Raw genomic sequence first — 25,571 nt, 5'->3', positions numbered from 1 at the left:
TTCGTCTGGCACGCGCGCGTGATTGCTTCCGAATGGGGCTCCTGCTACAGCAGGGGCTCTTTTATATCTCGAATCAAACCGTAATGATTACGATTTACAACTGGGCGTGGCTGTGGTAAAGTGGAACCAGTTCTTAATCGTAATCATTTCGTTTTATCTAGCATTTGAATGAAAGATTTCAGGAGGCCCCATGATCAATCTGTGGAATCCCTCAGGTTCAATGTCACTCTTCACGATTCTATTGACGGCGCTGCTTCTTGGCATGGTTCACGGGATCACGCCTGATGAACACACGTGGCCGATTACCTTTAGCTATTCGGTTGGAAGCTACAGCACGCGGGGTGGGATGCGGGCAGGTTTCGCTTTTTCCCTCGCATTTACCGTACAGCGTGCGCTCATGTCTGAAGTGGCGTTCGTTGCGCTCAAACAAGTGACACTGCTCTTTCACGCAAACGCGTTGATCTATGTCATCGTCGGATTCGTGATGGCGCTGTCTGGCGTGTATATCCTGCGCCTTGGCCGCCACATTCACTGGCTGGGGTGGTTCGAGTCTGTGCTCACGCGCGCGCTTCGGCTCTCGCCCGCGACAGACACAGGTCTTAGCGCGCGTTCATCCGTTCGTCTCGCGCTTATGCATGGATTTATCGCAGGCTTTGGGACGGGCGCGTTTGCGGTCATCGTTTACACAGTGCTTGCGCCGCAAATGCCGTCTGCTTACGTCGGATTTCTTCCCGGATTCTTTTTTGGCATTGGCACGATGATTATGCAAATCGCGTTCGGTGGTCTCATTGGCTTTATCATCAGTCGAATGAACGTTTCGAGTGACGCCCTGCGCTTCATCGCGCGCCACGTATCCGGCCAGGTTCTGTTTTACGGCGGGCTTGTTTTTCTTCTTGTCGGCGGTTTTTCGCTGATCATCCCGACGGAATCGTGGGGTTTTACAACAGGAATTCACGTTCATAATCTCCACCAAATTGGCATCGGATTTTTCCTGGCCGTCATTCCTGTTTTTTTCATCGCGAGCATAAGCATGGTGCAGGCCATTCGACGTGTAAAAAAGGTATAGCGGACCATATCATCTAGCCATACTGTAGGTGATATGGATGACGACCCCCGCCAATTGGACCTCTCTCAAACCTTCCATGTGAACCTTGCAGTCGGGAATCGGCGATGCCGTCGCGAGGAACAAAGGGCGATCGGGGAGTTTGGAGGTTTGATCGTGCACTACATGCGCATTACGACATCGGATGACAAGCGCGATTTTCTCCTGTGGCTTCAAAAGAGGTCGTCGGATCTCGCAAGAAAAGGAATCGTGTTCTCGCTCTCTGTCGACGATCTTGAGTGCCCGAATTATGTCGATCTGCACGTGGAAGGGATTGAATCGAATGAGGCGGTATGCAGTAGGATTGCACTGCTTTTGTTTCGCTATCTGAGAGGGGTTTGGCTCTACCGTTTTATCGGGAGGACACTGTGGGAACATCACAGCTATCTCGATGACGACGAACAAAATCTCCTTCAGGTGCGAGCGTTTCGCGAGATGGCAATGAACTATCCCGCTGAACTTGCCAAAGATTCGCAAGAAGGCATGGAGAGCAGAAAGCCGCTTCTCTATTTGCAAATACGCGAACTGTTGCTCCGGCAGGGAGAAGTTCACCTGGGCGGCGTCATGACGTTTCGTTTTGCTGAGCGGATGAGTTTGATTCACGATGTGGTAAAGGATACCGTCGATTCGTTTCTCGCGAATAAAGAATATGAGGAATTTGTCAGTGTACTGCGTTTTTTTGCAGATTCTGCAAAACAGACGCCGGGTGAAATTCATCTCGTGTGCGCGCAAAACGTGATTCGCGCCTATGAGGAAAACCGTCAAGAGCTTGATTTGACGCTGATGAATGAAATTGCGTTGAAGCACAGCAGCCGGGATCTCCATCCGCATGATGTGCTGATGAGCGCACTGATCACGCGCGGACCAGAGCGGATCGTACTGCACGCGGATGCACCTGAAATTCCCTTTTTCATGACGGTAGAAAAAGTGTTTGGCGATCGCGTCAAGAAACGCACCAGTGCAGAGGTGGATCCGTTTCTAAGTGAATTTTATCCGCTGGAAAAGAGTTGACACGGCAGTATCGATGGTGTAAAGTGATGCAAATGCATACGGCGATGATCGGTGACAAGAACGATTCGGCACCTTGCAGAGAGGACGGGCGAACGCTGAAAGCCTGTCTAGGGTCTGGCGAATCGATTTACCACACTGTACGCTTCCTTCTGAACGCATACGCGATAAGAGTGGACGGAACCGCACGTTACGCGGCTGAAGGCACGCAGATATGCGTGTGAAGTTGGGTGGAACCACGGAAGCGGCAGCGCTCTCGTCCCTTGGATGATCCAAGGGCGGGGCGCTTTTTTGCATTCAGATAGGCATAGAGAAGGAGGAATAGTGATGGCGCAGTCAAATGTAGCGATTACGCTAAAAGACGGGTCTGTACGCACCTATGAAGCCGGAGTCACCGTGCAGGATATCGCCAGAGACATCAGTGCAGGCGTCGCGCGACAGACGGTGGCAGGAAAGATTGACGGGAAGTTTGTCGATCTGCGCGCGCCGATCGATCGGGATGCCAGTTTGCAATTGGTCATGTTTGATGACAAAGAAGGGCTTGAGGTGTACCGGCACACCACGGCGCACGTCATGGCGCAGGCGGTGGCGCGGCTTTATCCGGAGACGAAGTTTGCCATCGGACCAGTAATTGAAGACGGATTCTACTATGATTTTGCGGATCACGCGTTTACGACGGAACAGTTTCCTGAGATTGAGCGCGTGATGCAAGAGATCATCAAAGCGGATTATCCGATTGTACGCACGGTCATGTCGCGGGGGGAGGCGCTTGCCTATTTTGCCGAGCGAAACGACCGCTTCAAGGTTGAGCTGATCGAGGATCTGCCAGAGTCTGAGACGATCACTATGTTTACGCAAGGGGAATTTACGGATCTGTGCCGCGGACCGCACCTCCCGTCAACCGGGAAGATCAAGTCGTTCAAACTCTTGAGCATCGCGGGCGCATACTGGCGGGGGGATGCAAAGCGTGAGCAATTGACGCGGATTTATGCGACAAGCTTTCGCAAGGCGTCGGAGCTTGAGGCGCATCTCGCCCTGCTTGAGGAAATGAAAGAGCGTGATCACCGCAAGATCGGCAAAGAGCTCAAGCTGTTCACGCTCGCCAAGGAAGTTGGGCAAGGGCTCCCACTCTGGCTGCCAAACGGCGCGACGGTCAGGCGCACCATTGAGCGGTATATCGTAGATCTGGAGGAGCGGCTCGGCTACAGTCACGTCTACACGCCGGTGCTCGGCAGTGTCGAACTCTACAAAATCAGCGGGCACTGGGATCACTATCACGAGGACATGTTCCCGCCGATGGCGATGGACAATGAGGAATTGGTGCTGCGGCCGATGAACTGTCCGCACCACATGATGGTTTACAAGTCAGATATGCATTCGTATCGCGATCTTCCGCTACGCATCGGGGAGCTTGGCACGATGCATCGCTATGAGATGTCGGGGACACTCGCAGGGCTTCAGCGGGTGCGCGCGATGACGCTGAATGACGCGCACATCTTCTGCACGCTCGATCAGGTCAAAGGTGAGTTTCAGCGTGTGGTGCGCCTCATTCAACAGGTGTACAAAGATTTTGCGATCACCGATTTTTCGTATCGCCTCTCGCTGCGCGATCCTGCGAACACGGAGAAGTACGTCGCGTCAGACGCGATGTGGGAGCGCGCAGAAGGCATGCTGCGCGAGGTGCTCACGGAGATGGGCTTGCCATTTGAAGAGGCGATCGGTGAAGCGGCGTTTTATGGGCCAAAGCTCGACGTGCAGGTGAAGACGGCGCTTGGAAAAGAAGAGACGCTCTCTACGGCGCAGCTTGATTTCCATCTGCCGGAGCGTTTTGAGCTTGAGTACATCGGTGAAGACGGTCGCGCGCACCGCCCTGTCGTCATTCATCGAGGGATCGTGAGCACGATGGAGCGCATGGTCGCCTATCTGATTGAGAATTACAAAGGGGCGTTCCCACTCTGGCTGGCGCCGCTGCAAGTGCGTATCCTGCCTGTGACGACGGGGCAGGAGGCGTATGCGGCAGAGGTGGAAGAGATGCTTCGCGCGCGCGGTGTGCGGGTGGAGGTGGATCGTCGCCAGGAGAAGATCGGTTACAAGATCCGGGCGGCGCAGCTCGACAAGATCCCGTACATGCTCGTTGTGGGACAAAAAGAGCAGGATGCGAACGCGGTGTCTGTGCGGCATCGAGTAGACGGCGACCAAGGCGCGGTCGCGGCGGACGAGTTCGCGGAGCGTGTCGTGACGGAAATTGCGCGTCGCAGTTGAGCAGTTGTGATCGTCGCGCAAATCTGGTATGATCTTTGTGCAAATGCAGTTTAAGCAGAAGCCTGTCTTCTCACCCCGTGATCTCGCATGAGTGTCTATGGGTCGCTGCCTGTCCTAGTGTATGATGATGGATGGACGATAGCGAGACGTGAGTGCGCGGATGCGAATCCGCGCACTCTTTTGTGATGGCAAGGCAAAAGGAAGAAAAGACTGCGGAGGTGTTGAACGATTAGCAAAGAGGACGTACAGATCAACGAAGGCATTCGCGCGCGCGAAGTTCGCTTGATCGACGAAGCAAACGCCCAACTCGGGATTGTAAACATTCGCGAGGCGCTTCGGATCGCGATGGAGAAAAACCTCGATCTCGTCAATGTCGCTCCTACGGCGAAACCGCCGGTCTGTAGGATTATGGACTATGGCAAATTCAAGTACGAGCAGAGCAAGAAAGAGAAAGAGGCGCGTAAGAATCAAAAGGTTGTCATGATCAAGGAAATTCGCATGACGCCAAATATTGAGGATCACGATTTCGAAACAAAGGTCAAAGCAGCCACAAAGTTTCTCCAAGAGGGAGACAAAGTGAAGGCGGCGGTTCGTTTTCGCGGTCGTGAGATTACGCACCCGGGGATCGGGCAGGCTGTCCTTGAAAAGATGGTCAAAGAGTTGGAACCGTTCGGAACGCTTGAGCGCGCGCCGCGCCTTGAGGGTCGCAACATGATTATCATTTTGAATCCCCGTCACAACGCAGAAAAAACATCGTAAGCGCACGTGCGCTGTGGAGGTACACCATGCCGAAAATGAAAACTCATCGCGGAGCTGCGAAGCGTTTTAAAAAGACAGGCTCCGGGAAGATCAAGCGCAATCACGCGTTTACAAGCCATCTTTTTACAAGCAAGTCTGCAAAGCGTAAGCGTCAACTGCGCCATTCGACGACGATGTCGCCGTCTGATGTCAAACGCATCAAACAGATGATCACGTACCTATAAGACATCGAACTGCTCGCGAGCGTTTGATGAAATGAGAACCACGCACCGGGAGGATTTTACGTATGCCAAGGGTTAAAGGTGGAACGATCACGCGTCGTCGCCACAAAAAGATTTTAAAGCTCGCTAAAGGTTACTTTGGCTCGAAACACCGCTTGTTCCGCACCGCGAACCAACAAGTTATGAAGTCGCTCATGTACGCGTACCGCGACCGTCGCGTCCGCAAGCGTGATTTCCGCCGCCTTTGGATTCAGCGGATCAACGCGGCAGCTCGCCAGAACGGTCTGTCGTACAGCAAGCTGATGTTTGGACTCAAGCAAGCGGGCGTTGAAGTGAACCGCAAAATGCTGGCAGACCTTGCGGTTTCGGACGCGCATGCGTTTTCCGAACTCGCGGGTGTCGCGAAAACGAAACTGCAAGCGTAAAGACTTGCGCGCTGCTGTACTGCGTACGGCACGTTCGGTTGTTTTATACGCGTTTGGCGCGTCGCTGCGCTGATCGCGACAATACCACAGGATTTCGAGAGAGCTGCGTCCGCGAGTCGGCGCAGCTCTTTTGGTGTAATTTGCAAGTTAACTGCGATCGATCTGCTAATGTGGGGGGATTTACTAAATGATGAAACACACATCGAGTTATCGTCGTTTACTCATCGGTACATTAGGTGCATCGTTGCTGATCCTCAGTGGCTGTGGTAGTTTGTCTGGCTCTGCCCATGCCACATCAAGGAGCAAGGATACGGCTCACCAGGGAACGACCCTTCATCAAAAGAGACCAACAAATGAATGGTTTCAGACATCCTTGACATTGCCGAATGGGAAGGTTGTTACGCCAGAACATTCTGTTCGCTGGAAGGATGTATCGATTCAGCTCCTGATTACGAGTCTGCCACCTTCATACGTTAAGCATGAAAGGTATTTTTTAGTTGTGGGAAATCACTCTCAGGTTTTGAGTCACGAAAGGGTATCGTCATCCGCTGGGAAGGTAATGCTCGTGCTTAACGAGAGAACCCCACCAGCCGCGGCTGATTCTACCATTGCAACGTATGAGTACTGGGTGATTGCCTATGGAAACCGGTATACTTATGCGATCGATGCCACCATTGTCGGAAATCGAAGCCGGGCAAAGCGTGAAATCATGAGCTTCTTGCATAAATGGCGGGTGCCTATGAATGCGGTGGGAAGCACTAGCCATCCGAACGTTACACACGCCAAGGGTGCCTCTTCGCAGGCTGTGAGCGACAAGAGCTTTAGGCGTTTGTGAGTTCTTTATCGACTGCAAATGTAGGGTAGTCAATGGCATAGGAGCGAACTGCCTTGACATGGGTATGATCTTTACGCCGGAACGCGGAGTTTTCACTTGGTTAGAGTCCAATAATCTGTGTGGATGCCAGTAAGCAGTATTACGCGACCGTCTGAAATAATTGGGGTGAATGGAGCTTTTATTTGGTTGAATTTAACAAATTTTTGTGTTTTTGTATCAAATCCACCACATTGATTCGTATTTACAGATCTCCACCATACTGTGACACCATCTGTTTTCACATAGGATGGTTGACTGGAGACATTCCATACTGTGTTAATGCGTGATGAATAACATTCTACACCGGATGTTAGATCAGACCAAGCCCATATTCCGTTTTTCGCTTGCATATTGAAGGCACCTGCATTAACGCCTCTAAATATGACTTTTTTTGTAGTTCCGTTGATGGCTCCAATGGTTACATCATACGGTTCGTACGGGTTGTGGTCTACGACAGGTATGAAATGACTCCCTGGCGTCCAAATGATTCCAATTTTTCCTTTGGATATAGCAAAATCCTCCACGACGTATTGATTGATACCGCCTTTAGATGAAAATACAATGTTCTGACGCATGGTCGGCAAATTAACTCGATGAATTTGAACAAATGCGGTGTTTCCTTTTGTGCTTTGAACCGCAAAGTAGAGCTGATTTCCGGTTAGATGAAAATTAGAGAGTTGCTGATTTGTGCCATTCGCTGGGTTCCAGAGTTTAGTTGTAATTTTAGTTTTAATGTTGTAGGCGTAGACGATCTCGCCGTAATCAGGGCCTATTCCTTGAGACTGATAGATATAGCACAAAAACTGTCCGTTCGAGAGGATAAAGGCGGGTTCATATCCAATAATTGGCGAAGGTTGAGGCAACACCTTGTTGGTGCTTAGCTGAATCATGGATCCGTACCCAGCTTTGAATTTATAGCGAGAATAGGGTTTAAGAGCCGAGTTTATGCCTATAAAACCAAGAGAGGGAGTATACGCTTGAACTTGATATTTATTTGAGGAAAAGTGGATTTTTATTCCGTAACTCTCGTAGCCAAAATGGGTTGCATTGATTTCTTTAGTCGTGGCATTTGAGACGTTTGTTGCAGAGTGTGACCCTTTTGTTGGATGATTAGAATGCGCAGAGGTGGTCGATGCACAACCTGTAAGGATCGCGGGTAGTAAAAGAAGGGTAGCTATTTGTGTTTTGCGCATTGGATATACCTCCTGGTAGGTTAGGAGGCCGCGATACTCGATCTCCTCGTTTTGAACATTGAATGTATAGAATTACAAAATATAATCACCTTGGTCATTTTGTATTGCTGAGTACTCTAAGGAAACCTTATCATTTTTGTGTATCGGATACACGCATGACATAAGTTACAATTTGTGTCACGTGAGTTTTTAGGAAATCTGATTTATCGTGTTAAATTACTGTTATAAATCATTCTTTAAAATTGCCAGCTTGAGATTGGGGGTTGAAAAATGCCTTTCGGAGAAACGTTGCGGAGTATTCGATTGGAACGAAGATTAAAACAAAGTGATCTCGCCACGAATGGAGTTTCAAGGCAATTGATTAGTCTTTTTGAATCTGGAGAACGACTCCCCAGCTACGAGAACCTCGAGTATTTCGCAAGAAAATTGGATGTTTCTGTTTCCGTTTTTTTCGATAACAATATAGATGAAAAGGTAAATAAGTTGTTATTAATTCTTTTTAAACAAGGTAATTTTGCCGAAAAAGAAGGACGTTGGTCTGAAGCTCTCAAATGCTGGGATAACTTGTTAGAACTTTGCCGTTCCTATAACAACACGCATAAAGCATCGCATGCTCAATGGCATAAAGGTTTGGCACAGTGTGAACTTGGGCAATGGCACGATGCGCTTAACACATTGTTGCCCTTGCTGGTTCAGCGGGAGTTTCCGAATTCAGATGATACAATGTACCCGTTTCTACAAACATTAGCACGTTGTTATCGAGAATTAGGGCAGAATGATCATTCTATTACGTTTTTTTCACTTGCAAGCAGTTTGGTGAGTCCCTCTGATGAGCGATGGCTCCGCATGCATATCAATATCGGTAGTGGATATTTATTAATGGGAGATTTGCAACATGCCGAATGTTATTTTGAAGAATCTATTGAAGCAGCCAAACAGTGCGGTGACGGTCATTTAGAGGTATGGGCATTATTGGGATGGGTGACTACTCACCTCAATAGAGGGATGATAGATCACGTGGAAGGTCGGTTGCAGCGAATCCAGAAACTATCGGATAATCTTGGGATGAGTGAAATTAAGACAGAATTGAAACATGCCCGTGTGGTTTTGCATCGATTGGCTAAGGAGTGGAATCAAGCGCTCACATTACTTGACGAATGTCTAGCAATTAAAAAGAACAATGTTGAGGCGCTCGGTCAATTGCTTTATGAAAAAATTCTTATCGCGGCAGGTACTAAAAACCGCGTGGTAGGTGATGAAGCCCTGACGCAGATCGAAGCACTCCCAAACACAGTTTCTTCTCACGCGCGAATTTGGTTGGCCATCGCCGAATACTATTTAGCTTTCGACAATTATCATGCTGCGAGTGGAGCACTTCGCCGAGCACGAGCGGGGCAAAGTTCCCTTGCGTACGATGAAGCAAGCTCCGTCTTGGCGTTAGTTTCAAAATTCAGTCCTACGGAAGGTGCATCGTGATGAAACGTTTATGTAAAGGATGCTTGTTTATCGGTTTGTTTGCGGTTTCAATTGTTCTATTGACATATGGTTTAGCAATAAAGCCAAATTTTGAAGGACCAGTACCACCAATTCAAAAAACCGCGAACACGTTATAAAGACACCGGTTAAAAATTCGATCAATTTATGATTATTTTCGATCCTCATTAATGCAATATCAAAATAAAAAAGAGGTAATGCGCCTTGCTTCAGACATTCTCAATGAAAATGACGCCGTTTCATACGGAGAGAACCATCAGGGTTTATCTTCCGCGGGATTATTTCGACAGTGAAGCGCATTATCCAGTGCTCTATATGCACGATGGAAGGAATGTTTTTCGAGATGGGGATGCCATAGGTGGTGTTTCATTAGGATTAGAGTTGTATCTAGAGAAAACGAGTCTGGAGCTTATTGTGGTAGGGATCGATGCTGCCGCTTCTCGTGAAGAACGCATCGATGAGTATTGTCCGTGGATGAATGGCGCGTACAGTGAAAGAATCATAGGATATCGACAAACTATGGGTGGCAAGGGTAACGCCTATGTTGATTTTTTGGTCAATGAACTGAAACCGAGGATCGACGGTACCTTTCGCACGCGTGTTCATCAAACGTATCTTGCAGGGGTTTCGCTTGGAGGATTGATTTCATCATTTGCAGCATGTCAGTATCCCGAAGTTTTCCGTAGAGTGGCGGGTATCTCTTCTGGATTTTACCGGAACCAGGAAAAAATCGAAGCGCTATTGCGTGAGTCGGATCTTTCTTTGCTCGAACGGTTTTATATGGACTGTGGTACGGAAGAAGCGATGGGGGATCCGCGGATCAGTCAAGAATTTGTGAACTCGAATAAAGCGATCTACGATATCGTGAAGAGTAAAGTTTCGCATACCCATTTTCAGTTGGTAAATGGCGCGGCACACAATTATTCAGAGTTTCGGAAGAGGATTCCGGATGTATTCTCATTCTTATTTGCATAGGTGAACTTGTCGAACATGTTATGCTTACCTCGTAGATGTTCGCTCGGGTCTAGGCGCTAAAGTTGAAATCAATGTACATAGGAGATGAGCCATGTGAAATATCGAAAGCTCGGCAAGACAGGACAAAAGGTATCGGTGATAGGCATTGGCACGTGGCAGTTTGGCGGAGAGTGGGGCAAGGATTTCTCGCAGCGCGAAGTGGATGCGATGATTGGACGAGGCAAGGAACTCGGGATCAATCTCATCGATACGGCAGAGTGCTATGGGGATCACTTGTCGGAGGAACTCGTCGGCGGTGCGACATCGCGCGAGCGGGACCAGTGGGTGATTGCCACAAAGTTTGGGCACAAGTTTAGCGGACATGCCAGTCGAGTCCAACTGTGGACAGCCGATGAAATAAAAAAGCAATTGGAGGATTCTCTCAAGGCGCTGCGCACGGATTACATCGACGTGTACCAGTTTCACTCAGGGAGTGACGATTCGTTTCAACAGGATGACGTGTGGACGATGCTCGACAAACAGGTACAGGCGGGAAAGATCAGGCATTTGGGCATCTCAATTGGCAGCAACGACAATCTCCTCCAAACGGAGAACGCGAGCCGCGTCAATGCGGAGGTGATTCAAGTCGTGTACAATCGCATCGACCGCAAACCGGAGGAGCGCGTCTTTCCCTCGTGCGAGCAGCAAAATCTCGGCGTGCTTGCGCGCGTGCCTCTGGCGAGTGGCTTTTTGAGCGGCAAGTATAAGCCGGGCACCGTCTTTTCAGGGCAGGATGTGCGAGCCAATCGTGCGCAGGAGACGGTTCAGGCACAATTGAAGCAGGTTGAAGAGATCGCGCGCGCAGAGGTTCCAGAAGGTGTCGACATGGCGCAGTGGGCCTTGGCGTGGTGCCTCATGCATCCTGCGGTGACAAGCGTCATCCCCGGCTGCAAGAGTGTCGAGCAGGTGGAGTTTAACGCGAAGGCGGCTGATCTTGACATGGTTTCTTCGAGTCATCCGCGCGTGGGAGTATTAGAATGGGGTGTAAAAGGCGTGGCGGGCTTTAGGACAGACGTTAACGGCAAAGACTGGCAGGCGCTGCGCGAGCGAGCGCTCACACTTGACGCGTCGGATCCGCTGCGCAGCATGCGCGATCGCTTTTATCTTCCGCAAGGAATCTACTTGGACGGAAACTCGCTCGGGCTTCTGTCTGTCGACGCAGAACAAGCGGTGTTAGGCGTTCTTGAGACGTGGAAACACTCGGGGATTGACGGCTGGTCAAGCGAGCCGGATCCGTGGTTTTCCATGGCCGAGTCATGCGCCAAGGGAGTGGCCACGCTCATCGGAGCCAAACCGAGCGAGGTCGCAGTAACCGGCTCGACCACATCCAACCTTCACCATCTCTTGGCGACGCTTCATAAGCCGCGCGCCGGAAAACGGCGGGTTTTGATCGATGCGCTCAATTTTCCGACGGACGTGTACGCGATCAAGGCGCACGTGGCAAACCAAGGCGGCGATCCGGAGCGGGATCTCGTGTGGGTGGACTCGCGTGATGGACACCTATCGATCGACGACTTGCTCACTCAGATGCGCGACGATGTGGGACTTGCCTTTTTCTCAAGTGTACTCTATCAGTCCGGTCAGCGACTCCCTATCGCTCCGATTGCAGCCAGAGCGCGATCGCAGGGGATTCTCCTGGGAGTCGACCTCTCGCACTCGATTGGCGCGATGCCACATGCGTTGCATGATGACCAGGTGGATTTTGCGGTGTGGTGCCACTACAAGTACCTCTCGGCGGGCCCGGGCGCTGTGGCTGGACTTTTTATCCACGAGCGCCATCACGCTGTGCCCCCCGCGTTTCCAGGCTGGTGGGGATCGGATAAGACACGCCAGTTTGACATGGCGCCGTCGTTTGCGCGCGCAAAAGGCGCAGGCGCATTTCAGCAGGGCACGCCGCACATGTTGAGCCTTGCCGGTCTTGCTGGCGTGCTTCCGCTTTTTCTTGACATCGGCATCGACCGGATTCGCGAGAAATCGCTCGCGCTAACGGACCTTCTCATGGAGGGTCTTGAGCAACTTGGCGCGCTATACCCCGAACTGCAGATTGGCACGCCACGCGCAGCCGAGGCCCGCGGTGGACATGTGGCACTGCTTCACCCACACGCCGATCGCATTGCGAAGGCGCTCAAAGAACACGGTGTGACGCCTGATTTTCGGCCGCCGAACATCGTTCGTCTCGCGCCGGTCGCGCTGTACACGCAGTTTGCAGATCTTGTCACAACCCTTGAGGTACTCGATCGGATTCTGCGCGAACGCTTGTATGAGGCGCACGATGCGGGACGAAACGTGATTGCATAAGGAGAGAAGTTATGGAAAAATCACTCACATCGCTGCAAAATCCGCGCGTCAAGGGATTCGCGGCGCTAAAAGATAAGAAACAACGCGAGCGTGAACAGCTCTACCTTGTCGAGGGCGTGCGCGCTGTCGACACCTATCTTTCGTGTGGCGACATCCTGCAGACACTCATTTATGATGACGAGATACCCCTGCCAGACGTGGCGCTCGATCTCGTCTTTGCGGCGCGCAAGAAGGGGATCGAAGTGCTCCCAGTCGGAACGAATGCAATCGCAAAAATCGCTGACACAGAGCATCCACAAGGGGTCATCGGGGTGGCGCGCATGGGAGACGCGGACTGGCGCGCAATCGTCGACGAGGGCGAGGGAGATGCGACGGTTGCCGCCGCCCCGCTGCTTCTCCTTGACGGCGTAAAGGATCCGGGCAATCTGGGCGCCCTTTTGCGCAGCGCACACGCCGTTGGATGCACGCGCATTGTGACGCTTCCGGGAACCGTTGATGTGTACAGTCCAAAGGTCGTGCGCGCTGCGATGGGATCGCTTCCAAGCCTGCAGATTGCGCGCATGACGGACACGTTTGAAGAACTCGGCGCACGTTTAAACGAAGAAGGCTACCGCGTCATCGGCACGGATCTTGACGGCACTTCGCTCTACGAGGAAGATCTGACGGGAAAACTTGCGCTGTTCATCGGTTCTGAGGCGGACGGGCTCTCGTTTGACGCGAGTGACCTGTGCGAGCGGATGATCACCATTCCGATGCCTGGGAAAACAGAGTCGCTCAACGTCGCCATCGCGGCATCCGTCATTCTGTACGAATCGCTGCGCCAGCGCTTGGTGCGAAAGTAAGGCACTGTTCACGCGAAAATGTGAGCAGCGGATTCAAACCGGTACGCCTTGCGTCAAGGGAGGGGGAACGGTATAATCTTCATCAAACTGATGATCGAGAGAGTAGCTTTGCGCGAGATGTTCAGGGATGGGACGCCGAGATTGAGAGCGTTCCTCATCAATGCGAAGTGAAGTTCACTCGTGAAGTGACCGCTGAACGGTGAGGCATGTAGGCGGCTCCGCGTATGCGCGTTATGCATGAGAGCACTTCACTGACGTATTTTTTCGTGCGCACAGCTTTGAAGTGAAACTAGGGTGGTACCACGATACGACGCGACTTTCGTCCCTTGACGAAGGTTTTTTTGTTTGAATTGAGGATGATAAACGCTGGTGTGATCCGCAAGGCGATGTGTGTGACATGTGTTGTGACGCGATATGAAGGAGAGGAATGCGTGTGGAAGAGAAGATGGAGGCGTTTGAAGCGCGCGCACTTGAGTCCCTGCAAACGGTGGAAACCTTGGAGGCACTCGATGCGTGGCGCGTCATGTATCTCGGCAAAAAAGGGGAGCTTGCGAACGTTTTGCGCGGACTCTCGCAGGTGGATGCGACGCAGCGCCCGCGGATGGGCCAATTGGCAAACGATGTGCGGGATCGACTCGAACACGCGTTTGGCGAGCGACGCTCGCTAATGGAGGACGCAGAGAGAGAAAAGCGGGAGGCGGCTGAAGCGATTGATGTGACGCTTGACGCGCGTACCCGAGCGATCGGAGCGCCTCACCCTCTGCAGTTTGTCATTCAGAAAATCGAGGATATCTTTGTCGGATTCGGGTTCACCGTTGAGGAAGGCCCTGAGGTGGAGCTCGACTACTACAACTTTGAAGCGCTCAATCTCCCCAAGGATCACCCGGCGCGCGATATGCAGGATACGTTCTATTTGAGTCCGGATGTGCTCTTGCGGACGCATACGTCACCGGTTCAGGCGCGCACCCTTTTGCGGATGGAGAACAACCAACCGTTTCGCATCATCGTGCCAGGGCGTGTGTATCGGCGCGACGACGACGACGCGACGCACTCTCACGCGTTCACGCAGGTCGAAGGTCTGGTCGTAGGTGCGGGCATCCGCATGAGCGATCTCAAAGGCATGCTGCTTTCGTTTGCGCGGGAGATGTTTGGGGCGGATCAGGACGTGCGCTTGCGACCGAGCTATTTTCCGTTCACGGAGCCAAGTGCCGAGCTTGACGTTCGCTGCATTTACTGCGGCGGGAGCGGTTGTGGCACGTGCAAGCACACGGGTTGGATTGAAATCCTCGGCTGCGGGATGGTGCATCCACGCGTCCTTGAGATGGGCGGCTACGACCCGCAGGTATGCACTGGTTTTGCCTTTGGCATGGGCGTCGAGCGCGTCGCGATGCTGATGTATCAAGTGGAAGACGTTCGTCACTTCTATGTCAATGACTTGCGCTTGCTGCGGCAATTTTCAGGACTCGCACGGTAGGGAGAGGAGATGCACCATGAAAATCACGTGGAATTGGCTCAACGAGTATGTCGAACTTTTGGAGCAAACGCCGCAGCAGGTAGCCGCTGATCTGACGCGCGCCGGAATTCCGGTCGAATCCATGTGGACGTTTGCGCCTGATGTGTCCGGGGTCGTCGTGGGGCATGTGGAAGAAGTGTTGCCCCATCCAAACGCAGATCGCATGCGCATTTGTCGCGTGAATATCGGAGAAGCGAATAGGAGCCAGATCGTCTGCGGCGCGGCGAATGTGGCGGCGGGGCAGAAGGTGCCGGTCGCAACAGTTGGCGCACAGCTTCCCAGTGGGTCCATTTTGGCGGCGGATAAGCGGGGCGTGCGCTCGGAGGGAATGATCTGCTCTGCGCAAGAGCTCGGACTCGACGCGAAACTGCTGCCAAAGTCGATGAGCGAAGGCATTCTCGTGCTGCCGGATGACGCGCCGATCGGGGTTTCGATCGTGTCCTATCTCGGGCTTGATGACACGGTGATGGAACTTGAACTTACGCCGAATCGGGCAGACTGTCTCTCCCTGCGCGGTGTGGCTTATGAAGTCGCAGCGATTTACGGGAAGTCGGTTCACATGCCGCCTTTGCCCGTACATCAACCACGGACAGCGGAAGCGATCCCCTTGCACGTGGCGATCGAAACGTCGGCGTGTTCGTTTTATGCGACTCAAGTGATCGACCATGTCGCGAATCGACCGTCGCCGATTGCGGTGCAAATGCGGTTGCTCGCGGTGGGCGTGCGCCCGATTGACGCGCTCGTCGATGCGACAAACTATGTGATGCTGGAGTGGGGACAGCCGCTACATGCGTTTGACTGTGAAGCGATTCATGGAGAGACCATCGTGGTGCGTCAGGCGCGCACTGGTGAAAAACTCGTGACACTCGACGGACGCGAGCGTCAACTCGAAGCGGACATGATCGTGATCGCCGACGCTCAGCACAGCATTGGACTCGCTGGCGTGATGGGTGGCGCTAACTCAGAGATAGGGCCAGAGACGCGTCGCGTGGCGCTTGAGTCGGCGCGCTTTGACGCGCAACACATTCGACGGACGGCGCGTGATCTTAATCTGCGCTCAGAAGCGAGCGCGCGCTTTGAAAAGGGCGTGGATACAGAGGTGCTGCTCCCGGCGCTCGCGCGCGCAGTCTCACTGATTGTCGCGTGGACAGGAGGCGTTGTCGCGTCAGAGGTGATCGCGCAGGGCGATGGCGACCGCCGCCGACCCGCGCAAATTCAGGTACATCCGTCTCGCGTGTGTGACGTGCTCGGCTTTACCGTCCCCACAGAACAGATGCGCGCCATTTGTTCGCGGCTCGGGTTTGAAGTTGTCTTGGATGGCGCGGTGTTGCGGATTACACCGTCGACGCGCAGACCTGACGTGACACTCGAAGAGGATATGATCGAAGAATTTGCGCGGTTGGTTGGCTATGACCAGATCCCATCTACCTTGCCAACGATGGCGCTTGCGGCAGGTCACCTGACGGATGCGCAACAGATCCGTCGGACAGTTCGCCAAACGTTGATGGGCTTCGGAATGCAGGAGGTCTGGACGTATGCGCTGCAGAGTCCGCACGTGGGACACAAGCTGCGCTTGCCGAACGATCACCCGCTCGCGAAAACTGCACCGCTGCTCAATCCACTCTCTGACGAACGACAAGAATTGCGGACGCTCCTCCTGCCAGCGCTGCTCGATGTGGCCGGCTACAACGCAAAACGGCAGCACGGTGGATTCGCGCTCTTTGAAATCGGCGCCGTGTTTACTCCGCGCGCGCTCCCGGTGACCGAATTGCCGCGCGAGGAACGCCGGCTGATCGGTCTCTTCACAGGGCTTGCAACGGAACAAGACCCTCAGCAAGTGGCGCGCAGCTATGATTTTTACGATGCAAAAGCGCATCTTCAGGGCGTATTTGCGCGACTCGGTATCAAGGACGTCTCGTTTCACGCTGCGGCGCACCCCTATTTGCACGGCGGAATCGCGGCTGACGTCACAGTTGGCGGTGAGACGGTCGGATATATCGGCCGCGTGCACGACCTCGTGGTCAAGGCGTTTGACGCGCCGGCGTGCGTCGCGTTTGAGGTATCGTTTGACGCGTTGATCAAGCACGCAAAGCGCACGCTCGCCGTTACACCGCTGCCGCGCTTCCCGGCGGTAGAGCGCGACTTGGCGTTCGTTGTTTCACGCAGTATGCCAGCCCAGAAACTGCTTGATGCGATTCGTTCAAGGGCAGGAGAGCAACTCGTCTCGGTACGCATTTTTGACGTTTATGTAGGTGAGCGCGTCCGCGCGAGCGAGAAGAGTGTCGCGCTACGAATGGTGTTTCGCGACACAGCAAAAACGATGAGTGAAGAAGATATCGCGGGGCGCATTGATGCGATCATCGCGGAAGCGCACGCTGTCTGTGGCGCTGTTTTGCGCTCCTAGGCAGGATTTTTTCGAAGAATCGCGAATTGGGATGCAGGTGGAGGTGCCGTACGCATGGATTCAGATCCACGAAAACGTGTGCAGGTTGAAATTTTTGGCCATAGTTATCAAGTGAGGGGTTCTAACGACCCGGAACGTGTCATTCGCCTGGCAGAGCGCGTGGATCAGGCGATGAATCGCATTTTTGAGCAACATCCGCGCTTGGACAGTCACGCGCTCGCCGTGCTTGCGGCACTTAACTTCGCGGAAGAATACGATGCGTTAGAAACCGAATATGATGCACTTCTCGAAGCCCTTGAGCGTGATGCGGGAATCGTTAAAAAGGAAGAAGAATCGAAAGGATAAGATCCGTGGATATTGCAGATTATGTCATCTTGCTCGTGCTGCTCTTTAGCGCGTGGGACGGCTATCGCACGGGCATCATCGCGCAGATGGTGCGCCTTTTAGGCACCGTCATTGCGTATGTCGCGGCGTGGCAGTTTCACGCGTGGCTTGTGCCGATCGTAACACCGTGGATTAAAGGGTATGTCATTCACGGAGCGGTCTCTCTGAGAAACATTCCGCTCGTCGGAACGTTGACGGGAACTAACAATGTTCAGTCGGCGGTGACGGCGATCGCTGGCGCCATTTCGTTCGGGATCGTGTTTTACGTGTCGCTACTTTTGATTCGCTACCTCGGGCATCTGCTCAACGCCTTGTTTTCACTTCCGGTGTTGTCTCTCGTCAATCGCATGGCGGGACTGATCGCGGGAGCAAGCGTTGCCTTTGTGTTGATCGCAGTGCTCTTGAGCGTTGCAACCTACATCCCGTCTGTGCCCGTGAAACAAGAGATTCGCCACTCTGCACTCGCGCCGATGTTTGAGGGTCCTGTCATGACGCTCGAACATTTAGAGGGATTCAAGCCGCCAAAAGCATAGCGCGCCAGAACTCGGGTTGAGCCGTCGCAAAAGAAAAAGGCGCCTGCGTGATGCGGCAGGCGCAAGGCGTGATTACGAATTCACGTGACGGCGCATCGTCGTTGGAACCAAGAGATCGACGATACCAATGATCAGCGATGCGAGGAGTGCGCCAAGAAGGGTCACATGCATGCCAGGCACGATGAACTGTGCAATGTAGATGACGACCGCACCTACGAGAAATCCGACAATTCCACGCCCATAAGGCGATATGTTGCGACCAAACAATTTTTCAAATCCCCAACCGATCGCTGCAATCACGATGGCTGCGAAGATGGCCGTCCAAAATCCTGAAATATAAAACCCCCGCACGATGTCGCCGATAAATAGGAGCACAAGCGCGGATACGACAAAACGTACTATGACTCCGAGCATGAGTCATCACCTCCATGGATGTGTGCGTCTAGTGTTGCCTAAGTACGTACCGTCCTATCCATCATCATTCAACAAACTGGGAAGTGAAACGGATGAACGAGCGCGTCTTGCGACTGCTCGATTTTGCACAGATTGTCTCGGCTGTAACGGTGCGCTGTCAAACGCCTTATGGTGAAGAGCGCGCGCGTGCACTGCGCCCATTTGCGACGCTCACGGACGCGCGCACCGCCCTCGCAGATACGGAGGAAGGAAGCGCCTATTATCGTCTGAAAGGTGAAGCTGTTTTTGCGCGCACTAAGGATCTGCGAAGCGCCGTGATGCGCGCGCGCGTGGGAGGAATTCTCAGCCCCAGTGAACTGTTTCAACTCGCAGAAACGGCGCGCAGCGTGCGCCGCTTTGCGCGCATATTTATGGAGCTGAGTGAGCGCGCAGAAGTTTCGCGCTTTGCAGAGCGGTTTCAGGCGCTGGATCTTCCTAAAACGCTAGAAGACGAAATTTTCCGCTGTATTGACGAAGACGCGCGCGTGCTCGATCAAGCGAGCGCGACCCTCGCTGATTTGCGCTCGAGCATGCGCACCGTTACGCAGCGCATGAGAAGAACGATCGATGAAATGGTAAAGTCGACGAGTGTACAGAATTATTTACAAGATCAAATTGTGACGATGCGAAACGACCGTCTTTGTCTCTCGGTGCGCGCTGATGCGGCGCAACATGTGCGCGGCATCGTGCACGACCAATCGGCGTCTGGCGCCACCTATTTTATTGAACCGGAACGGGTCGCCTCACTCGGCAATGAACTGCGCCGCTATGCATTGCTCGAAGAGCGCGAGATTGAGCGCATTCTAAGCGAGCTGTCGGCGTACGCAGCGCCGAACGCGGATGTGCTCCTCGAAGCGTTCGAGGTGCTTGGTGCGTTTGATTTTGCGATTGCCAAAGCAGCCTACGCTCACGCGGAACGCGCGGTGAAGCCGGAATTAGACGAGCAACCGATCCTTCAACTCGTTCAAGCGCGCCATCCGCACCTTGATCTCGCGCGCGCCGTACCGCTTGACATTCGCCTGGGAGACTCGTTTACGCAACTGCTCATCACAGGGCCAAACACGGGCGGGAAAACGGTATCGCTAAAAACCATGGGACTCCTCACGATCATGGGGCTCTCTGGGCTCTATGTGACGGCGGCGCAAGGCACGCGGATCGGGTGGTTTGATGAGGTGTACGCAGATATCGGAGACGAGCAGAGTATCGAACAAAGCTTGTCGACGTTTTCTAGCCACATGACCAATATCATCCGCATTTTGCGTGAGGCAAGTCCGACAAGCCTGGTGCTCTTTGATGAAATCGGCGCGGGCACGGACCCGACGGAAGGCGCTTCTCTTGCGATGGCGATCCTCGATGAACTGCGCGCGCGCGGAATTCGGACGGTCGCGACCACGCACTACAGCGAATTAAAGGCATACGCGTACACTACGCCAGGAACCATCAATGCGAGTGTCTCCTTTGACGTGGAGACACTTACGCCGACGTATCGCCTGGAGCTTGGCATCCCTGGAAAGTCTTACGCGTTTGCGATCGCAGAACGCCTTGGTTTACCGCAGACACTCATTGAACAGGCCAGGGCACGGCTTACAACGACAGATGAGCGTGTCGAAGATTTGATCTCCCATCTCACGCAGCGCGTCCACGATGCGCGCGAAGATCACGAACAGGCGCATCGCGCGCGCCAAGATGTCGAACGCCTGCGCGAACAGTTGGAGGAGCGCGCGCGCATCGAGGAAGAAGAGCGGATGTCGCGCAAGAAAAAAGCGGATGAAGAGATTCGCGCGTATGTCAAACGCAGTCAGCGTGAGGCAGACGATTTGATTGCGCAGCTTCGTGAAATGGCGACTTCAGGCGCAGTCAAGGATCACGAGTTGACGGCGGTGAGGGGGAGGATGAGGGCGCTTGCACCTGATCCTACGCTTGTCATGGCGCCACGCAAACGTTCAAATGAAACGCTCGCAGAAGGCGACGAAGTACGCGTTCTCTCTCTCGCCGGACAAAAGGGTTCGCTTATGTCAGAGGTGGGGCGCGACGAGTGGCTCGTGGCTATCGGCTCAATGAAGCTGCGCGTCAATCGCAAAAATATGGAACTCTTGCGTCGCGCCGAAAAGGTTGAAGCGCCTGTCGTCATGGTGAAACGGGCGAGCGAAGGCGTGTCGCCAACGCTTGACGTGCGCGGTCAGACGGTGCAAGAAGCGATGGTGGAAGTCGATCGCTACCTTGACAAGGCGGTGCTCTCTGGCTATCACCAGGTGACCATTGTTCACGGAAAAGGGACGGGTGCGCTGCGCGAAGGCCTGCTTCTCTATTTGCGCACACATAGGCGCGTTCGCACCTATCGCCAAGGCGGTGAGGGAGAAGGCGGCAGCGGCGTGACGGTCATCGAACTCGCTTGATTGAGCGGATCGGTTGAAGCGGACGGCTCAGGCGCCTCGCCAATCTCACACAGTGGCGTTCCACCGCGCGGGTCTGCGCGCGTTGGTATGATCATCTTCCAATCGAGCGGCTCATACTTTTTGTCTAGCGCTTTGTCTTGCGGCATGACGCGGCGATCGAGAAAGATCATCCAGCGAATCTCGGCGGGTGGCGTCTCTGTGGTGGCGAGAACCCACTGATGCTGATAGGACGTCACTGCGATTTGGCGATGCATCAGGCAGACGGACGTCGGCTCAGATCCTTTGGGAAATTCATCCCACTCGTCGTCTTTCGCCGCAATACAATAGGGGGATGCGAGCGCACCTGATTTGGTGCAGACGTGCGCGCGAACGAACGCAGCGTCGGGTGACCCAGCTTTTTCGGCTTGGGTTATTCGTCCGTACGTGCGAAGCGCCTGCGCCATCTCCTTCGTGTGTGCCAGCGCGGAGAATAAGCCGAGCGGGTGTCCTGTCAGTGTTCCGCGCGGCGCGTCTGGAATGGGGTGAGGCAGATCGTACCCCATCCAAATGCTGACGGTGAGCGCGCGGTTGTAGCCGATGAACCAGGCGTCCCTGTTTTCGTCCGTGGTGCCCGTTTTACCCGCCCACGTCCCTGCCAAGGTGTGCAGCGGATAGGCTGTGCCGTAAGGACTTGCGAGTACGCTTTGCAGCATGTTTGTCATCATGTGCGTCGTCGCGCGCGAAAATACGGGGATGGCGTGCGGGTGCGCCTGATAGATGACGTGGCCATCACGATCCTCGATTCGCTCGATCAGATGGGGTGGCGTATACGACCCGTCGTGCCCAAACGCCGCGTAGGCGCTCGCCAACTCGAGTGGACTGACACCGCCGCGTATCCCGCCGATCGCAAGCCCCAGACTCATCGCGTCTTCGCGCGCAAGTCCGTGCAGTCCGAGCGCTTCTGCGTATTGATACCCGGTCGCCGGGTGAATGCCTTCGAGAATAGAGATGGCAGGGCCATTGTAGGATTGCATCAGCGCGTCGCGCACCGTCATGAGTCCGTGAAACTTGCTATCCCAATTCTTAGGGAACCAGATGTGATTTTGTGCGTTTGGGTCAGGGAAATTGCGCGGTGCGTCATCGACGATCGAGCCGGGGGTTAAGCGGTGAGCGTCAAGCGCTGGCGCGTACACGATGAGCGGTTTGAGCGAGGAACCCGGCTGGCGCAGCGCGAGCGAGTGGTCCACCTCATTTTGCGTGAAATCGCGCCCGCCGCCGATGGCCAAGACTCGGCTGTCCGCAGTACTCACCAGTGCGACTCCAGCCTCCTCGCGCAATCTGTCTTTCGCCGTCAAAAACAGGCGGTCTTGTGTCATGACGGCGTGGACGGCACGCTGCAAGCGACTGTCAATCGTCGTTACAATATGCAATCCTCTCGTTTGCAATTGCAACTCCGCTTCAAGGGGTGTCATCTGCAATGCGTTTGCGATCAAGGTAGGCGCTTCGCGACTCACCTGGGTCATCACGTAGGGGTACATACTCTCATATGGCGCGGGATGAAGGCGTTCTGGGTTGAGGTGTGCGAGGGACTGCTCTATGACAGCGTGGCGATATGCTGCATTTGAAAGCATCTGCAAATTACGCATGCGAGATAGAATGTACGCCTGACGACGAGCCAGATGCACATTGTCCGCGCGCAGCGCAAAACGCGTCGGCTGGTTTGGAATGGCCGCGAGCAGCGCCGCTTGCGCTGGAGTCAGGTCGCGCGCGTGTTTTCCAAACGCGTGGAGTGCGGCGCTCTCGACGCCGTAGACTTGAACGCCACCCATCTTTCCGAAATAGAGCGCATTCAGGTATTGTAAGAGAATGGTTGGTTTGGCCTCACGGCGTTCGAGCTCTAGTGCCAAGAGGATCTCTTGAATTTTTCGCTCAATCGTGCGCTGTTGGCGTGGGAAAATCGTCAGTTTCACCAATTGCTGTGTGATTGTCGATCCGCCGCCGACGATGGAGCGTGACTTCATGTCTTGAAACGCAGAGCGCGCAATGGCGGAAAAATCCACGCCGTGATGATGAAAAAAATCTTTGTCCTCTGCCGCGATAAACGCGCGTGGAAGCCACGCGCCCGCGTCGCGCAAGGATTTGAGCGGACGGCGATCACCGTCTGCCGCAAAACACCCGAGCCACTGTTGGTCGGCAGAATAGACGAGGGTCGACTGACTTGTCTCGTTTAACGTGTTTGGATCGAGCGTCGGTAAGGTTTTCACATAGGACGCGGTCAGAGCAAAGGCAGAACCCACGGTGACGGCGAGGGTAGATACAAGCACCATCAGGCGCGCCCGGCGCCGCTTGCGGGAAGTTTTCTTTGGTATACGCTCGCTGCGACGCTGCAAAGGTGCACCTCCTGATAGATCGCATCGCGTGCGATCTCTGGTGAATCTTTGAGGTAGTATGTGCGATAATTGGACGGTAATTCCACGCGGATGGGTGAAAGGGGCAGGAAGGTCTTGGATCTAGAGAAAGAAGCGCTGCGACAACTCGATATTCTTAGTCACGGCGCAGTGGATGTCATTCCCAAAGAAGAATTGCTCGAAAAACTAAAGCGAAGCTTGGAGACGAAGACACCGCTGCGCGTGAAACTGGGGCTTGATCCGACCGCTCCAGATATTCATATCGGGCACACGGTCGTGCTTAACAAACTGCGCCAGTTTCAGGATTTGGGCCACCATGTCCAATTGGTCATCGGGGATTTTACGGGACGCATCGGCGACCCGACAGGTAAGTCGGAGACGAGGAAACAACTCACGGAAGAGCAAGTGCAGGAGAATGCGGCGACGTATCGCGCGCAAGTTTTTAAAGTGCTCGACGAGGAGCGCACGATGCTTCACTTCAACGCGACGTGGCTGTCATCGCTTCAGTTCGCAGAGGTGTTGCGCCTCGGCGCAACGGTGACGGTGGCGCGCATGCTTGAGCGGGATGACTTTAAGAAACGCTTTAGCGAGAACGTGGCAATCAGTATTCACGAACTGTTCTATCCGCTGATGCAGGCGTATGACTCCGTGGCGCTTGAGACGGACGTGGAACTTGGCGGAACGGATCAGACGTTCAACCTTCTGATGGGCCGGACGCTTCAGAAAGAGTATGGCATGTCCCCGCAGGTCGTGATTACCATGCCGCTGATCGAGGGGCTTGACGGCGTCCAAAAAATGTCGAAGAGTCTTGGCAATTACATCGGCGTCGACGATGAGCCAAAGGACATGTACGGGAAGGCGATGTCGATCCCGGATGAGCTGATGGTAAAGTATTTGACGCTCGTGAGCGGACTGCGAAAAGATGAAGTGGAGGCGCTTGAAGCGGGACTCGTAGGCGGGACGGTTCACCCGCGCGATGCGAAAATGAAGCTGGCGCACGCGCTTGTCACACGTTTTCACGGGAGGACGGCGGCGGAACTTGCGCAAGAAGCGTTCGTGCGCGTCTTTCAGAAGCGCAGCTTGCCGGATGAGATCGAAAGCTTTGCGCTTGAGGCAGAGCGCGTTGCGCTTGTCCCGCTGCTCGTTCGGGCGGGAATGGCGCCGTCAAACTCGGAAGCGCGCCGTCTGATTGCGGGTGGTGGCGTAAAGATGGATGGTGAGACTGTAAATGACGCAGCGCTTGAGTTTGAGCCGCGCACGGGAATGGTGCTGCAGGTCGGGAAACGGCGTTTTATCAAGTTGGACGTACAGGGATAGACCAGCGCTCGTATAGACTTCGCGCAATAAATAAAGAGAGGGACTCATGCAGGGGCTTGTCAGCATAGAATGGATCATAGCGTCAGGCGGTTTTGCCGTCTTGCCACGTCGCGTTTCGCTCGCAGGAGCGCGGAAACGGTGGGTGATCTTTCATGCGATTCAAGTCGCGACGGAAAATGAACCGTGTGCGTCGCGCCACGGCCGCGAGCCTGCTCTTTCTCGTTTTTTCACTCGGTTTGTTTTATGAGAGTATCTATCTTCTCGATCGCAGTCTGCGGCCGCCCTTTATGGCGATGGCGACAGGGCTTGCCCGCCAGATGGCGACGCAGGCGATCAATGACGCGCTGACGAAGCGGATTGCGGAAGACGCGCAATACGAAAAACTGGTCATCTATGAAAAGGATAAGGCTGGACGGGTGACGAGCGCCCACTTCAACTTTGCTGAGGTTGCGCGCATCGAGAGTCTCACGACGCTCCGCGTGCAGCATGTGCTCGCAGGACTTGAAGAACGCACGATTTACGTGCCGGCACTCCAGGCCGTCGGTAGTGCGATTCTCGCCACGCTCGGGCCGTCGATCCCGATTCGCATCGTACCGCTCGGTTCGGCGCAAAGCGAAGTGGAGCCGGTTGTGCAGTCGGCCGGCATCAATCAAACGGTGCATATCCTTTATCTGCACATCATGGCGCAAGTC

Annotated in this window: 21 protein-coding genes, 1 pseudogene and 1 other annotated feature; of the genes and pseudogenes, 19 read left to right on the top strand and 3 right to left on the bottom strand. The window is 54.0% G+C overall.

The annotated features are described in order from the left end of the window. The first annotated feature begins 190 nt into the window (after nucleotides 1–190). The 7 genes from AYW79_RS07120 to AYW79_RS15505 all read left to right on the top strand — a co-directional run bounded on the left by AYW79_RS07120 (nucleotide 191) and on the right by AYW79_RS15505 (nucleotide 6,612). Nucleotides 191–1,066 (top strand): hypothetical protein, encoded by an 876-nt coding sequence (locus tag AYW79_RS07120; protein ID WP_067563810.1) that lies wholly within the window; start codon nucleotides 191–193, stop codon nucleotides 1,064–1,066. A 162-nt stretch (nucleotides 1,067–1,228) separates the two neighbouring features. Next, the gene (gene ytxC, locus AYW79_RS07115) at nucleotides 1,229–2,113 is read left to right on the top strand and encodes a putative sporulation protein YtxC (protein WP_231877760.1); all 885 of its coding nucleotides are present in this window, start codon (nucleotides 1,229–1,231) and stop codon (nucleotides 2,111–2,113) included. A 324-nt stretch (nucleotides 2,114–2,437) separates the two neighbouring features. Beyond that, a complete protein-coding gene (gene thrS, locus AYW79_RS07105; RefSeq protein ID WP_067563802.1) occupies nucleotides 2,438–4,372 on the top strand; it encodes a threonine--tRNA ligase in 1,935 nt (644 codons plus the stop codon). A gap of 282 nt (nucleotides 4,373–4,654) precedes the next feature. Then, nucleotides 4,655–5,131, top strand: coding sequence for a translation initiation factor IF-3 (gene infC, locus AYW79_RS07100; RefSeq protein ID WP_231877758.1), 477 nt, complete (start codon nucleotides 4,655–4,657; stop codon nucleotides 5,129–5,131). A gap of 26 nt (nucleotides 5,132–5,157) precedes the next feature. Next, nucleotides 5,158–5,355 carry a 50S ribosomal protein L35 gene (gene rpmI, locus AYW79_RS07095; RefSeq protein ID WP_067563799.1) on the top strand — a complete coding sequence of 66 codons (198 nt, stop codon included), beginning with the start codon at nucleotides 5,158–5,160 and terminating at the stop codon, nucleotides 5,353–5,355. Nucleotides 5,356–5,417: 62 nt separating this feature from the next. Continuing rightward, on the top strand, nucleotides 5,418–5,777 hold the full coding sequence (gene rplT, locus AYW79_RS07090; RefSeq protein WP_067563797.1) for a 50S ribosomal protein L20: 360 nt from the start codon (nucleotides 5,418–5,420) through the stop codon (nucleotides 5,775–5,777). 187 nt (nucleotides 5,778–5,964) lie between these two features. After that, nucleotides 5,965–6,612 (top strand): hypothetical protein, encoded by a 648-nt coding sequence (locus AYW79_RS15505; RefSeq protein WP_143216172.1) that lies wholly within the window; start codon nucleotides 5,965–5,967, stop codon nucleotides 6,610–6,612. Nucleotides 6,613–6,704: 92 nt separating this feature from the next. Here AYW79_RS15505 and AYW79_RS07080 read toward each other — a convergent pair whose 3' ends face one another. Continuing rightward, nucleotides 6,705–7,844: a hypothetical protein gene (locus AYW79_RS07080; protein ID WP_067563791.1), complete on the bottom strand. Its 1,140-nt coding sequence runs from the start codon at nucleotides 7,842–7,844 to the stop codon at nucleotides 6,705–6,707. 270 nt (nucleotides 7,845–8,114) lie between these two features. Here AYW79_RS07080 and AYW79_RS07075 point away from each other — a divergent pair, with 270 nt between their 5' ends. From AYW79_RS07075 to AYW79_RS07035, 9 genes and pseudogenes are all read left to right on the top strand, one after another. Further along, entirely contained in the window at nucleotides 8,115–9,320 is a 1,206-nt protein-coding gene (locus tag AYW79_RS07075) for a helix-turn-helix domain-containing protein (protein ID WP_079290967.1), read from the top strand. 222 nt (nucleotides 9,321–9,542) lie between these two features. After that, entirely contained in the window at nucleotides 9,543–10,313 is a 771-nt protein-coding gene (locus AYW79_RS07070) for an alpha/beta hydrolase (protein WP_067563786.1), read from the top strand. Nucleotides 10,314–10,406: 93 nt separating this feature from the next. Continuing rightward, nucleotides 10,407–11,312, top strand: a pseudogene (locus tag AYW79_RS15830) (aldo/keto reductase); the annotation flags it as partial. Next, nucleotides 11,292–12,650 (top strand): kynureninase, encoded by a 1,359-nt coding sequence (kynU, locus tag AYW79_RS07060; protein WP_079291002.1) that lies wholly within the window; start codon nucleotides 11,292–11,294, stop codon nucleotides 12,648–12,650. The pseudogene AYW79_RS15830 and the gene kynU, both read left to right, overlap by 21 nt. Before the next feature lie 11 nt (nucleotides 12,651–12,661). Beyond that, nucleotides 12,662–13,492 (top strand): TrmH family RNA methyltransferase, encoded by an 831-nt coding sequence (locus AYW79_RS07055; protein WP_067563783.1) that lies wholly within the window; start codon nucleotides 12,662–12,664, stop codon nucleotides 13,490–13,492. Nucleotides 13,493–13,573: 81 nt separating this feature from the next. After that, nucleotides 13,574–13,822, top strand: a binding site (T-box leader). 103 nt (nucleotides 13,823–13,925) lie between these two features. Continuing rightward, nucleotides 13,926–14,966 (top strand): phenylalanine--tRNA ligase subunit alpha, encoded by a 1,041-nt coding sequence (pheS, locus tag AYW79_RS07050; RefSeq protein WP_067563781.1) that lies wholly within the window; start codon nucleotides 13,926–13,928, stop codon nucleotides 14,964–14,966. Nucleotides 14,967–14,982: 16 nt separating this feature from the next. Beyond that, entirely contained in the window at nucleotides 14,983–17,409 is a 2,427-nt protein-coding gene (gene pheT / locus AYW79_RS07045; RefSeq protein ID WP_067563778.1) for a phenylalanine--tRNA ligase subunit beta, read from the top strand. Nucleotides 17,410–17,463: 54 nt separating this feature from the next. Further along, nucleotides 17,464–17,754 carry a cell division protein ZapA gene (locus AYW79_RS07040; RefSeq protein WP_067563775.1) on the top strand — a complete coding sequence of 97 codons (291 nt, stop codon included), beginning with the start codon at nucleotides 17,464–17,466 and terminating at the stop codon, nucleotides 17,752–17,754. 5 nt (nucleotides 17,755–17,759) lie between these two features. Then, nucleotides 17,760–18,326: a CvpA family protein gene (locus AYW79_RS07035; protein WP_067563773.1), complete on the top strand. Its 567-nt coding sequence runs from the start codon at nucleotides 17,760–17,762 to the stop codon at nucleotides 18,324–18,326. 72 nt (nucleotides 18,327–18,398) lie between these two features. Here AYW79_RS07035 and AYW79_RS07030 read toward each other — a convergent pair whose 3' ends face one another. Next, on the bottom strand, nucleotides 18,399–18,740 hold the full coding sequence (locus AYW79_RS07030; RefSeq protein WP_067563770.1) for a phage holin family protein: 342 nt from the start codon (nucleotides 18,738–18,740) through the stop codon (nucleotides 18,399–18,401). Nucleotides 18,741–18,832: 92 nt separating this feature from the next. Between AYW79_RS07030 and AYW79_RS07025 the strand changes: the two genes are divergently transcribed. Then, a complete protein-coding gene (locus AYW79_RS07025; RefSeq protein ID WP_067563767.1) occupies nucleotides 18,833–21,175 on the top strand; it encodes an endonuclease MutS2 in 2,343 nt (780 codons plus the stop codon). Here the strand turns inward: AYW79_RS07025 and AYW79_RS07020 are convergent. Continuing rightward, nucleotides 21,115–23,544 (bottom strand): transglycosylase domain-containing protein, encoded by a 2,430-nt coding sequence (locus AYW79_RS07020; RefSeq protein ID WP_067563764.1) that lies wholly within the window; start codon nucleotides 23,542–23,544, stop codon nucleotides 21,115–21,117. The genes AYW79_RS07025 and AYW79_RS07020 overlap by 61 nt on opposite strands. Nucleotides 23,545–23,634: 90 nt before the next feature. Between AYW79_RS07020 and tyrS the strand changes: the two genes are divergently transcribed. Together tyrS and yunB are read left to right on the top strand one after the other, a co-directional pair. Further along, nucleotides 23,635–24,879: a tyrosine--tRNA ligase gene (gene tyrS / locus AYW79_RS07015; protein ID WP_067563761.1), complete on the top strand. Its 1,245-nt coding sequence runs from the start codon at nucleotides 23,635–23,637 to the stop codon at nucleotides 24,877–24,879. 152 nt (nucleotides 24,880–25,031) lie between these two features. Further along, a partial coding sequence (gene yunB, locus AYW79_RS07010; RefSeq protein ID WP_067563758.1) for a sporulation protein YunB occupies nucleotides 25,032–25,571 on the top strand: 540 nt, incomplete at its 3' end.

Origin of the sequence: Ferroacidibacillus organovorans (genome assembly GCF_001642725.1) — a bacterium.
GTDB lineage: Bacteria > Bacillota > Bacilli > Alicyclobacillales > SLC66 > Ferroacidibacillus > Ferroacidibacillus organovorans.
Note: the sequence above shows the minus strand (reverse complement) of the source record. Positions and strands in the feature narration are given on the sequence as shown.